10 protein-coding genes and 2 pseudogenes are annotated in these 10,480 nt (G+C 71.0%); 7 read left to right on the top strand and 5 right to left on the bottom strand.

The genetic code is table 11. The features are described 5' to 3' along the window. Positions 1–1,248, bottom strand: a pseudogene (locus tag ACFV7Q_RS36695) (LamG domain-containing protein); the annotation flags it as partial. 793 nt (positions 1,249–2,041) lie between these two features. Between ACFV7Q_RS36695 and ACFV7Q_RS36690 the strand changes: the two are divergent. Both ACFV7Q_RS36690 and ACFV7Q_RS36685 read left to right on the top strand, forming a co-directional pair. Then, positions 2,042–2,662: a carbonic anhydrase gene (locus ACFV7Q_RS36690; RefSeq protein WP_385435273.1), complete on the top strand. Its 621-nt coding sequence runs from the start codon at positions 2,042–2,044 to the stop codon at positions 2,660–2,662. A 35-nt stretch (positions 2,663–2,697) separates the two neighbouring features. Continuing rightward, positions 2,698–4,209: a SulP family inorganic anion transporter gene (locus ACFV7Q_RS36685; RefSeq protein ID WP_385435272.1), complete on the top strand. Its 1,512-nt coding sequence runs from the start codon at positions 2,698–2,700 to the stop codon at positions 4,207–4,209. A gap of 140 nt (positions 4,210–4,349) precedes the next feature. On the opposite strand, the gene ACFV7Q_RS36680 is transcribed toward ACFV7Q_RS36685, so the two are convergent. Then, positions 4,350–5,138: an SDR family NAD(P)-dependent oxidoreductase gene (locus ACFV7Q_RS36680; RefSeq protein WP_385435271.1), complete on the bottom strand. Its 789-nt coding sequence runs from the start codon at positions 5,136–5,138 to the stop codon at positions 4,350–4,352. A gap of 93 nt (positions 5,139–5,231) precedes the next feature. Here ACFV7Q_RS36680 and ACFV7Q_RS36675 point away from each other — a divergent pair, with 93 nt between their 5' ends. Genes ACFV7Q_RS36675 through cutA form a run of 3 tightly spaced genes read left to right on the top strand, consistent with a single transcriptional unit; the run spans position 5,232 to position 6,236 of the window. Further along, complete coding sequence (locus ACFV7Q_RS36675; RefSeq protein WP_385435270.1) at positions 5,232–5,909, top strand: TetR/AcrR family transcriptional regulator; 678 nt, start codon at positions 5,232–5,234, stop codon at positions 5,907–5,909. Next, positions 5,896–6,027: a hypothetical protein gene (locus ACFV7Q_RS36670; protein WP_385435269.1), complete on the top strand. Its 132-nt coding sequence runs from the start codon at positions 5,896–5,898 to the stop codon at positions 6,025–6,027. The genes ACFV7Q_RS36675 and ACFV7Q_RS36670 overlap by 14 nt, the downstream gene beginning before the upstream one ends. Further along, complete coding sequence (gene cutA, locus ACFV7Q_RS36665) at positions 6,024–6,236, top strand: divalent-cation tolerance protein CutA (protein ID WP_385435268.1); 213 nt, start codon at positions 6,024–6,026, stop codon at positions 6,234–6,236. Before ACFV7Q_RS36670 ends, cutA begins: the two co-directional genes overlap by 4 nt. Before the next feature lie 157 nt (positions 6,237–6,393). On the opposite strand, the gene ACFV7Q_RS36660 is transcribed toward cutA, so the two are convergent. After that, positions 6,394–6,921: a lamin tail domain-containing protein gene (locus tag ACFV7Q_RS36660; RefSeq protein WP_385435267.1), complete on the bottom strand. Its 528-nt coding sequence runs from the start codon at positions 6,919–6,921 to the stop codon at positions 6,394–6,396. Positions 6,922–7,878: 957 nt separating this feature from the next. Here ACFV7Q_RS36660 and ACFV7Q_RS36655 point away from each other — a divergent pair. Next, positions 7,879–8,697 carry an NmrA family NAD(P)-binding protein gene (locus tag ACFV7Q_RS36655; protein WP_385435266.1) on the top strand — a complete coding sequence of 273 codons (819 nt, stop codon included), beginning with the start codon at positions 7,879–7,881 and terminating at the stop codon, positions 8,695–8,697. 147 nt (positions 8,698–8,844) lie between these two features. Here the strand turns inward: ACFV7Q_RS36655 and ACFV7Q_RS36650 are convergent, their stop codons facing one another. After that, positions 8,845–9,138, bottom strand: a complete 294-nt coding sequence (locus tag ACFV7Q_RS36650) for a chorismate mutase (protein WP_385435265.1) — start codon at positions 9,136–9,138, stop codon at positions 8,845–8,847. Positions 9,139–9,214: 76 nt separating this feature from the next. Between ACFV7Q_RS36650 and ACFV7Q_RS36645 the strand changes: the two are divergent. After that, positions 9,215–9,906: pseudogene (locus ACFV7Q_RS36645) on the top strand (IS5 family transposase); the annotation flags it as partial. Between the two features lie 15 nt (positions 9,907–9,921). Here ACFV7Q_RS36645 and ACFV7Q_RS36640 read toward each other — a convergent pair. After that, complete coding sequence (locus tag ACFV7Q_RS36640) at positions 9,922–10,221, bottom strand: DUF6506 family protein (protein WP_033220913.1); 300 nt, start codon at positions 10,219–10,221, stop codon at positions 9,922–9,924. Between the last annotated feature and the right edge of the window lie 259 nt (positions 10,222–10,480).

Raw genomic sequence — 10,480 nt, 5'->3', positions numbered from 1 at the left:
CTGCTGCTCGGCGCCGTTGACGGTGGTGAACTCACCGCCGACCCACATGTACTTCGTGTCGCCCTTCTCCGCGACGGCCATGACGCGCGGGCCGACGCCCTCGCCGATGCCGCCGTTGACGGCGGGGAACCAGCCGAGCTTGCGCGGACCGCGCACGAAGCCGTCCACCGGCGCCGGGGAGGCACCGTCCTTGTGCTGGGTGGGCTGCGCCATCAGGTAGCGGCGCTTCCCCTCCTCTGGGAACTCCATCTCGGTGGAGCAGTTGTGCGCGTGCGAGGAGCTGTAGAGCACGCCGTCGTACGGCAGGACCTGCTGGGTGGCGCCGAGGCAGCGGTCGCGCCACCTCTCGTTGAGGTCGCTCAGGTTGAAGGCGGTGCGGCCGTCGAAGACGCCTCCGCCGTTGCCCTGGTTGCCGGTGTAGAAGCCGTTGGCGTCGGTGGCGATGTCCATGACCACCGAGAGGGGGTGGAAGGCGCTCCCGTACGTCTTCTTCACGGCGCCGGAGCTCGCGTCCGCCACGGCGAGGGCATGACTGTTGGCACCGTTGACGGTGAAGAAGTCGCCGCCGAGCAGCACGTTCTTGCCGTCGGGCGTGAGCTCGATCGCGCGGCCCGGCTCGTCGGCGTTGGCGGTGAAGGGCTTGACCGCACCCGTGGCGGCGTCCACCGCGGCGAACTTCTGGCGTGCCTGGCCCTGGACGGTGTTGAAGTCGCCGGCCGCGTACAGGGTGCCTTCGGAGACGGCGAGTCCGCGCACGGTCGCCGCGAAGCCCGGGTGGAAGGACGCCTTCGGGGTGCAGCCGGCGATGTCGATCGCGGCGACGTTGGAGACCGGGGTGCCGTTCACGGCGCCGAAGTGCCCGCCCGCGTACAGGGTCTTCTTGTCCTTGGAGACGACCAGGGAGCGTACGGTCGCCGTCCCCTCGCCGATGGTGAACGCGAGCTTGCAGGAGGTGGGCTTGCCCGTCGCGGCGTCGAGCGCCACGAAATTGACCGCCTCCTGCTCGGCACCGGCGCTGCCGACGGGCGGGCGGACCGCCGAGAAGGTGCCGCCCGCGAAGACGGTGCCGTTCGCCTGGGCCATCGCCCACACGATGCCGTTCGGCTGCCAGGTGGGCAGGCTGTCGGCGGTGAACGCCACCGGCGAGGTGATGGCGGACGCCTGGGGCATCAGCACGAAGCCTATTCCGGTTCCGGCACCGGCCAGTGACAGGACGAGGGCGGCAGTCAGCCCTCTGGATCTACGCATAAGCCCCCCCAGGGCTATTCACTCGGCTCGACGGCCGAGCTCGGAGGAGTGGGGTGCCGAAAGCCTGCCAGACGGGCGCGGGAAAGAATTCGGACAAACTGGAACGGACCCCTGGATGCCTGACCGTTACCTTCCGACTCAAAGTGATGATCAGTCAAATCGCTTGCGGCAGCAGCGAGTTGTGTGTACCGACCGCGCGACCGGCGGGCTGCCCGCGTAGTCTCGTTATGAAGTTGAGATAAAAAGTGGAGTCCGTAGCGGCTTGTTGACGAGTATTCAGTCGGGGTTTCACCCGATTGCTACGGTATGGAACCCCCTTGCTGCGGTTGGTGACGCCGCCGGGTGCGGCTGGTGACGGCGTCCCCGGGTGTGACGTGCCGCCGTCGGGCGGCGCCCGGTCCGTCGGGCGGGCCCGACCGTGTCGACAACGGCGGCGAGGTCGCCGCAGCCGCCGACTGTGAACGCGCCTCGATCGGCCTTCCCCGGCCGCGGTTCCTGGTGCGAAGCGGCTCATCCACCAGACGGGCCCCAGGGTTCACTCAGGAGGCCAGGTTCCAGCAAGTTCCCCGGTTTGTATGGCTTCTGACAATAACTAACCTGTCACCGGCAGGCAATGTGATAGTAAAGTGCGAGTTGCGGCTGCGAACCAGAATCTGCCGCAGCGGTGTGGTGCATGCCCCGAGGACGTGGCGCCGACGCATTCCCGCCACGCCCATCCACACCTTTTTGACCGACCCGACCCGACCACACCGCGCCCCGGCGGAAGCCGCGCAGGCGCAGGAGGCAGGCCATCATGAAGTCCCTGATCGACAACGCGCGTTCCTTTTCGGCCACCCACGTGGCCGACCCCCGGCACGCCGAACTGTTCCAGGCCCTGGAGGCAGGGCAGGCCCCGGAAGTGCTGTTCATCACCTGTTCGGACTCGCGTGTCGTACCGGCCCTGATCACCGGGGCACGCCCGGGCGAGCTCTTCGAACTGCGGACCGCCGGCAACATCGTCCCGGCCTACCCCGGCGACGGCCGCCCCACCGGTGAGGCGGCCACCATCGAGTACGCCGTCCGCGTACTCGGCGTCCGCGACGTCATCGTCTGCGGGCACTCCCACTGCGGCGCCATAGGGGCGGTGGTCCGCGGCGAGGACCTCTCCGCCGTGCCCGCCGTACGTGACTGGCTGGACGAAGCCGTGCCCCCGGACGCGCCCGTCCGTTCCCTGGCGGAGAACTCGTCCGACGTCGCGGAGGCCGTACAGGCGCACGCCCTCGCGCAGCTGGAGACGCTCCGCGGCTACCCCTGCGTGGCGGAGGGCGTCGGGGCCGGCAGGCTGGAACTGCACGCCTGGTACTACGAGGTGCACACCGGCTCGGTCAAAGTGCACCGGACCGAAGACGACAGCCCGGCGTTCGGCGTTCTGTGAACCGGCACGGCATGACATCGGGAGGAAAGACACTCATGCTTGCGGTTCCCAAGGATCCCGCCGCCGTGCGCCAGGACGTACTCGCCTCACTCGTGGTGTTCCTCGTCGCCCTACCGCTGTGCGTCGGAGTGGCCGTGGCCTCGGGCGTGCCCGCCGAACTCGGCCTGATCACCGGCATCGTCGGCGGGCTGGTGGTGGGCTTCTTGCCCGGCAGCGCCCTACAGGTCAGCGGGCCGGCGGCCGGTCTGACCGTGCTCGTCTTCGAGGCGGTACGGGAGTTCGGCCTCGGCATGCTCGGCGCCATCGTGCTGGCCAGCGGAGTGCTGCAGATCGGGCTCGGCCTGCTGCGGTTCGGCCGCTGGTTCCGCGCGATCTCCGTCGCGGTCGTGCACGGCATGCTGGCCGGCATCGGACTCGTGCTCATCTTCGGGCAGCTGTACACGATGGCCGGCGTCAAACAGCCGGGCTCGGGACTGGGCAAGGTCTTCGGCACTCCCCAGTTGTTGGGCGAGATCGCCACCAGCAGTACCGCCCTGACCTCCTTCGCGGTCGGTCTGGGCACCATTGCCGTGCTCGTGGGATGGAAGAGGCTGCCCGCCAGGGTGCAGTTGGTGCCCGCCCCGCTGGCCGCCGTGGCCCTCGCCACGGCCGTCACGGTGATCGGCGGCCTGGACGTCGCCAGCGTGCAGGTGCAGGGCCTCGTCGAGGCGATCCGGCCGCCGGCCGTGGACGATCTCGCGTCCCTCGGCAGCGTCGCCGTGCTCGGTACGGTCCTGGGCTTCGCCCTGATCGCATCGGCGGAATCGCTGTTCAGCGCAGCAGCGGTCGACCGGATGCACGACGGCCCGCGCACCCACTACGACAAGGAACTCGTCGCCCAGGGCATCGGCAACACCGTGTGCGGCGTACTCGGGGCCCTGCCGATGACCGCGGTCATCGTCCGCAGCTCCGCCAACGTCCAGGCGGGCGCCAGGACGAAGGCCTCCCGCATCCTGCACGGACTGTGGTTGTTGATGTTCACCGCGCTGCTCCCGGCCGCGATCGGCATCATCCCGCTCGCAGCCCTCGCAGGCGTGCTGGTCCACGCGGGCTGCAAACTGATCCCCGTCAAGGAGCTCGTCTCACTGTGGCGCGGTCACCGCGGCGAACTCGCCATCCTCGTGACCACGGCGGTCGCCATCCTCGCGACCAGCATGTTCGAAGGGGTGGTGCTGGGACTGGCCCTGGCGGTGGCGAAGTCGGCGTGGGAGACCTCCCACGTCCACGTCGAGACCCGCGAACTCACCGGCGGCCGCATCGTGGTGGCCCTCTCCGGCAACGCCACCTTCCTCCGACTGCCCCGCATCCTGCAGGCCCTGGAGGAACTGCCGGGGGACCGGCCCGTCGAACTCGACCTGTCGGACGTACGGCACCTGGACCACGCCTGCCGGGCCGCCCTGGAGAACTGGGCCGCACGTCACAACCCGGACGGATCCGAACCGGTGCGGTTGACCGGCTACCCGGGCTCGGGCGACGGCGCCACCGCCCCCGCACGGGTGGCGGGCTGACTCCGGTAGGCGGCGCCACCGACCCGTGAGGCGGGACCAAGGTGCCGGCGCGGGGGTGGCCCGCGGCCGATCGGCTGCGGACCACCCCCGTACGCACGCACCCCCCGGCCCCCTCCCGGCAGCCGGCGAGCCGGAGTCGGTCAGGCCTTCAGCGCGCGCCCCGCCACGGCCAGGGCCGCACGTCGGGGCGCCAGCGCGGAGGCGAGCGCGGAGAGACGGTTGCCCAGTCCGACGACGACGCTCGGCGGGGCCGAGCGTCGTTCCAGGGCGCGGCGCGCGGCCGTCACCACCTGCTCGGGCGTGGCCATCCGGCCCACGGCGGCGTCACGGCTGCCGACCACCTCGAAGAACTCGGTGCTCACGGGCCCCGGCGAGACGGCCAGGACGCGCAGCGACGAGGTCCGCGCCTCGTACGCGACGGCCTCGGTGAAGTTCAGGACGAAGGCCTTGGTGGCTCCGTAGACCGCCATGGCGGGCGTCGGCTGGTACGCGGCCACGCTGGCGATGTTGACCAGTGCGCCGCGGCCGTCGGCGACCAACCCGGGCAGGAACGCCCGCGTGAGCTCCGTGACGGCCAGGACGTTCAGTCTGATCATCTCCTCCATCTGCGCGGGGTCCTGGTCGGCGACGGGGCCGTGGCTGCCGAAGCCGGCGTTGTTGATCAGTGTCTGGACCGACAGGCCGCGGGCGGCGATCTCGTCGCGCAGTGCGGTCGCGGCGCCCGGCTGCGCCAGGTCGGAGGCGATGACGTGGGCCTTGACGCCGTACCGGTTCTCCAGATCGGCCGCGAGAGCCTCCAGACGGTCGACGCGGCGGGCGGTCAGTACGACGTCGGCACCGCGCTCGGCCCATTGGCGGGCGAACTCGACGCCGAGGCCGGCGCTCGCCCCGGTGATGAGGGCCAGGGTGTTCCTGTACGTCATGGGCATCGCGAACTTCTCCCTCTCAGGGCGGCTGGTCCATAATCGAATGTAGGCAGCATCAGCATTGTAGTCAATGACAACATTGAAGGAGGGGTCGCCTTGGCCGACGGGTCCTACCACCACGGCAACCTCAGGGCCGCACTGCTGGAACGGGCGGAACACGTCCTCGTCGCCTCGGGCGCCGAAGGCCTGTCCCTGCGGGCCCTGGCCCGCGACCTCGGCGTCAGCCACGCGGCGCCGGCCCGCCACTTCCGCGATCGTCAGGCCCTGCTCGACGCCCTCGCCGTCAACGGCTTCACCCGGCTGAACGGCCGCCTGCGGGCCGCGGCCGCCGCCCCCGGCCCCGTGCCGGCCAGACTGGAAGCCCTGGGGCGCGCCTACGTGGACTTCGCCGTCGCGCACGCCCCTCTCCTGGAGCTCATGTTCACCGTCAAGCACTCCGACGGCTCCAGCGCGGAACTACGTGAACTCGGGCACCACAGCCTGGAGATCGCCGCCGAACTGATCGCCGAAGGCCAGCTTCAGGGCGTCGTCCGAGCGGAAGATCCGGGGCGCCTGGCCCAAGTCGCCTTCTCCGCGCTCCACGGCCTGGCGATGCTCGCGGTCGCCTCCCTCCTGGAGGACACGCCGTTGTCCGAGGCGACGGACCTCACGCTCGACGTCCTCCTCCGCGGCCTCGGAGCCGCCACCGGTGATCCTTTGCGCAACCCGAGGCTCGACTGCGGCTCGTTAGAGTCGGGACACCGGACCGAGGAGGCGAAGCGTGGCGAACAGTGAGAACCCGATCGTGATCGTGCAGACCACGGTGGACGACGAGTCGAAGGCGTACGAGCTCGCGCGGACCGCGGTGGAGGACCGGCTCTCTCCGCCGGGGCCCACGTGGACGCACGCATGACCGCCTTCTACTGGTGGAAGGGGAAGGTGCAGCACGAGAGGGAGTACCGGGTCTCCTTCAAGACCACCGAGGACCGGGTGGAGCAGCTCCGGCAGTGGGTGCACGCGAACCACCCGTACGAGGTGCCGCAGTGGATCGTGCTGCCGACGGGCGGGGCTTCGGAGGCGTACCTCGCGTGGGTGCAGGCCGAGACCCGGGGCGGCGCCTGAGGTGGTTCGAGGGCGCGCTCGCGGGCCGCACCGCGGCGGTGGGCCGCGCGCCGCGGGGAGTTGACACGAGAACGGGGTGCCGCGGCGGGAAATCCCGCGGCACCCCGTGCGAGGAGTGGGAGGCGGCCCCACCGGCCGGGCCGCCGGGGCGGCCGGATCAGCCGCGGCGGTCCTCGCGGTACCCGCGGTCTCCACGCTGTCCGCGGTCTCCGCGGTCCCCGCGCTGGCCCCACGCCTTGGTGTCCAGGACGTTCCCGTGGTCGTCGCGGAGGGTGGCGGTGTCGCGCTCGTCCCAGATCTCGTGGCGGCGGTTCTGGTAGACGTCGTGGTGGGTGTCGCGGCCGTGGCCGGTGTGGACCCGGACGCTGGAACGGCCGTCCAGGCGGAGGCGGTCGAAGCGGTAGCGGTTGCCGTCCCGGTCGGTCAGGGTGAAGCCGCGCAGCTCCACGGAGCGGCGGCCGGTGTTCGTCACCTCGACCCATTCGCGGTTCAGGTCCCGGCTGCCGCGGCCGCGACCGCGGCTGCTCTCGTGCTGGACGTCGCCGATGACGACCGAGGAGTACCGGCCACGGTGGTCGCGCCGGTCGCTGTCGTGCGCGGCGGCCGGCAGGGCGGCCGCGCCCACTAGGGCGCCGGCGGCGAGGACTGCGGCGAGGAGACGGCTCGTGGCGTGAGAAGCAGACATGGGGGTGACTCCTTCGGAAGGCCAGCCCGGCCCGGCCGTGACTGCGCCGGACGGACTGTCGTGCGGTTCCCGGCGTTGTGCCGAGGACCCACACTCTGGCCTGCAACGCCCCCTGAACGCCGCATCCCAGACGTGTGTTGCTCAATGCGGACATATCCGTAACGCTCCCTTGTAGCGGGCAACGGTCAATGCCGCATTGACGTCTGTGCGCGCGCGGGGCGGGAGCCGCTCGCGCTCAGCACGGCATCCAGCGGCTCGCGGCCGTGCGGACGGGCCCGACGTGTCGTTGCGCGCAGTGCGCCGAACGGGTTGGCGGCTCCGTAACAGTCATCGGCTGCACGCGCGGTCGCAGGGGCGCCGTCGTGTGCGCCCCCCGGCGGTTCAGCTGCCGTTGTGCGCCGGCGCTCGAAAGGCGGTGCGGTGTACGGGGGGTGTGGTGCCGAGGTGCCGCTGCAACGAGCACCTCGGCCGGCACCTCGGCCGAGGGGGCGAACTCCGCCCGGAAGCAGGGGAATTCGAGGTACTGCTGCGTCGCCTGGGGCCCGACCACCGCGCCCGCGCGTACGTCGCTTCGGCACCGGATGACGGCTCCACGCCTGCATCCGCCTCGCCGAAGACCCGCAACGGCTCGTGCGGACCGTTTCGGATGCCACCGGTCCGGGGCCGGCGCCGGGCGGCTGCTGTACCGCACCGTGCGGGACGGTCCCGATCGGCCGGATCGCGGCCGAAGCGGGCTGGAGCACGTACCTGGTTCGGCAGCTCACGGGCGCGGGCCGTCGGGATGACAGCGGAAACCGCGCCGCTGCTGCCCCCGGAAGTCCGATGTCGTGTCGACGGGGAGGTCAGGAGCGTCCTCGGGCCGCCCCGGGCGGGCGCGTCGACAGACTACGGACGCGGGTTGCTTGACCTGAAGTGCGGTTGGGCTCCTAGCGTCGTCGGCGACGAGAGGAGCACGAAGTGACGACGTTGGTGACGGGGGCCACGGGGAACACGGGCCGGCACGTGGTGGCGGAGCTGCTGCGCAGGGGTGAGGCGGTGCGGGCGCTGACGCGGGATCCGGCCGCGGCCGCACGGCTCCTCCCGAGCGGGGTGGAAGTGGTCGGGGGGACGCACACGGAGCCGGAGCGGCTGGGCGGCGCGCTCCGGGGTGTCAGCCGCCTGCACATCACCGTGACGGCGGGTCTCGCCGAGGTCGGGCCCGAGTTGGTACGGCGGGCGGTCGGTGCGGGGGTCGAGCGGATCACCGTGCTGTGGGGCGGCTGGGTCGGGCCGGTCGAGCAGGCCGTGGCGGAGTCGGGAGTGGAGTGGACGCGGCTGGAGCCGCAGGAGTTCATGTCCAACACGTCGAACTGGGCGGATTCGGTGCGGAGCGAGGGGGTGGTGCGGGAGCCGTACGACTTCCCGAGCGCGCTCGTCCACGAGGCCGACATCGCGGCGGTGGCGGCGGTCGCACTGCTGGAGGACGGGCACGTGGGGTGGGCGTACAACCTGACCGGACCCGAGGCGTTGACCCCGCGTGAGCGGATCGCGGTGTTGTCGAAGGCGATCGGGCGCGAGGTCGGGTTCGTCCCCATCACGCACGAGCAGGCCGTCGAGCGGTTGACGGCGACGGGGGTGTCGAGGGCGGACGCGGAGTACGTGGTCGGATGGTACGCCCGGCCCACCGAGGACTCCACGACCGTGGTCGACACGGTGGAGCGGGTGACCGGCCGGCCGGCGCGTACGTTCGGGCAGTGGGTGGACGAGCACGTGGACCGCTTCCGGCCCGCCCAGTAGGCGTGGGGGAGGCGGCAACCGGCGTTCCGTCGGCCCGGGGCGCCGGTGTTCGTGGACTCCAGTGCCCCGCAGGAGCCGAGCCCGTGTCGACGGGGGGCCGCCTCTCCCCGTACGCGACATGCGAACCTTCCCCCGGGGGAGGGGAGTTCACGGCCCCTCCACGGCGCGGTGCTCGGTGAGTTCGAGGTTGATGAAGGCTGCGATCAAGGCGCGCCAGACCGCTTCGGCGAGCTCCGGGGCCAGGCCCTCGGCTGCGGCCTTGGCGCGGGCCGCCGCGAACACGCGTTCGACGCGGTCGGGGGCGCGTACGGCGTCCTCGTCCTTCTTGGAGCGGGCTGCCGCCCGGACCAGGGCCTGTCGGCGGGCGAGGAGGCCGACCAGTTCGGCGTCGACGGCGTCGATGCCGGCGCGAACTTCGTTCAACGCGTGAGTCGATGACACGGGCCCATTGTGGTCATGCCCGCCGGGCGCCATCCCGTCGGACACGGCCGCCCCGTGATCCGCCGGTCCGTGCCTAAGGCGCTGGTCTGCGGACGGCATGTGGGACAGGATCTTCAAGGCCGTCCTGGCCGACGCGGACGCGACGGGCTGCATCGACTGGTCGATGGTGAGCGTGGATTCAACGTCCGGCAGCGCTCACCAGAACGCTGCCGGAGCACGCAAGGAGCCACCCCGGGTTCCGGGAAGACGGACGCCCCGGCAGCACCGCCCCGATGAGGGGCTCGGACGCTCCCGGGGCGGCCTGACCTGCAAGATTCATCTGCTTGGTGAGGGGGTTGCCGGCCTCTCGCCTTCCTCATCACGCCGGGTCAGTGGGGCGACGCACCGCAGCTCGTTCCCGTGACGGAGGGTGTCCGTGTCGCCCGCCCGGACGATGGGCGCCCCCGGACCCAGCCCGATCATCTCGGCGGTGACAAGACGTATTCATCCCGGCGGAACCGCCGCTACCTGCGCCGACGCGAGATCAAGCACACCATCCCCGAACCGAAGAACCAGCGGGCCAACCGTCAGCGCCGCGGCAGCAGGGGCGGCCGGCCCACCGCCTTCGACACGACGATCTACAAGCGCAGGAACGAAGTGGAACGCACCGTCAACGCGCTCAAGAACTCCCGGGCGGTCGCGACGAGATGCGACAAGAGGGCCTACATCTTTCACGGCACCGTCACCGTCGCAGCCGTTCGGCTCTGGCTCCGGTCCCTATCGGAGTGAAGGAGCTGGCACCCGTCACGAGAAAATCGCGTGCACCTGGTCGACCGCTTCGGGTCCGTAGCCAACCGCGCCCACGGGGACTGCGCCGTTGATCGCCTCGATCACACGCCCGGCCCATACCGGCCCGAATCCCCCGCACAGTTCAATCAGCTGCACGCCCTCGCCCACCAGGCGGCGCGCGGCCTCGATGCCCTCCTCGGGCTTCTCCACCCCGACGAACACACTGCGGCACGTACCCGTGTCCACGACGCTGACATCGCCACCTGCCGCGCTGCCGTCCGCCGTGTAGATGAACCCCCAGTGTGTGAGCGCCATACGTATCGACCTCTTCCTGTGATCGTCAGAGCCACCAGCCAAGCAGAGCCAGGGCGGGGATGGCCTGGAACGGAGAAAAGTCGTGAGTGATCTGCGCCGCACTCCGGATGCCCGCACCGTCGAGTACAGCAACACGGCCCGCTAGCGCATGATCCGCCGGACAGCTCCTAGTAGTGCTTTGTTAGGTGGTGTCGTAGGGCTGCCAGGGGATGGTTTGCTGGCAGGTGGGGCAGGTGCCGGTCCAGGTGGCGATGAGGTG

It is taken from the genome of Streptomyces sp. NPDC059851 (assembly GCF_042732005.1).
GTDB lineage: Bacteria > Actinomycetota > Actinomycetes > Streptomycetales > Streptomycetaceae > Streptomyces.
Note: the sequence above shows the minus strand (reverse complement) of the source record. Positions and strands in the feature narration are given on the sequence as shown.

Bases quoted from the DNA above. Each gene is read 5' to 3' on its own strand.
- ACFV7Q_RS36680 (WP_385435271.1), bottom strand. From the start codon at position 5,138: ATGCCCATGACGTACAGGAACACCCTGGCCCTCATCACCGGGGCGAGC.
- ACFV7Q_RS36685 (WP_385435272.1), top strand. From the start codon at position 2,698: ATGCTTGCGGTTCCCAAGGATCCCGCCGCCGTGCGCCAGGACGTACTC.
- ACFV7Q_RS36690 (WP_385435273.1), top strand. From the start codon at position 2,042: ATGAAGTCCCTGATCGACAACGCGCGTTCCTTTTCGGCCACCCACGTG.
- cutA (WP_385435268.1), top strand. From the start codon at position 6,024: ATGACCGCCTTCTACTGGTGGAAGGGGAAGGTGCAGCACGAGAGGGAG.
- ACFV7Q_RS36660 (WP_385435267.1), bottom strand. From the start codon at position 6,921: ATGTCTGCTTCTCACGCCACGAGCCGTCTCCTCGCCGCAGTCCTCGCC.
- ACFV7Q_RS36640 (WP_033220913.1), bottom strand. From the start codon at position 10,221: ATGGCGCTCACACACTGGGGGTTCATCTACACGGCGGACGGCAGCGCG.